General features: G+C 50.4%; 1 tRNA gene. It reads right to left on the reverse strand.

Going from position 1 to position 260, the window contains the following annotated elements:
- Positions 1-180: 180 nt before the first annotated feature.
- Positions 181-256: transfer RNA gene (locus OGV79_RS01225), tRNA-Glu, on the reverse strand.
- Between the last annotated feature and the right edge of the window lie 4 nt (positions 257-260).

Below are 260 nucleotides of genomic sequence, written 5' to 3' on the forward strand. Positions count from 1 at the left end.
TGAGAGACTCATACACACTTTACGTGTGTCGTTTCAATTTTCAGCTTGATCCAGATTTTTAAAGAGCAAATATCTCAAACGTCACCCGAAGATGAGTTTTGAGATATTAAGGCAGGTGACTTTCACTCACGAACCAGCAAGTGGCGTCCCCTGGGAGGTCTGACCTCATCAGTTGAACGCTGGCGTCCCCTAGGGGATTCGAACCCCTGTTACCGCCGTGAAAGGGCGGTGTCCTGGGCCTCTAGACGAAGGGGACACTG

This window comes from Citrobacter sp. CK185 (assembly GCF_030333565.1).
Lineage (GTDB): Bacteria > Pseudomonadota > Gammaproteobacteria > Enterobacterales > Enterobacteriaceae > Citrobacter_B > Citrobacter_B koseri.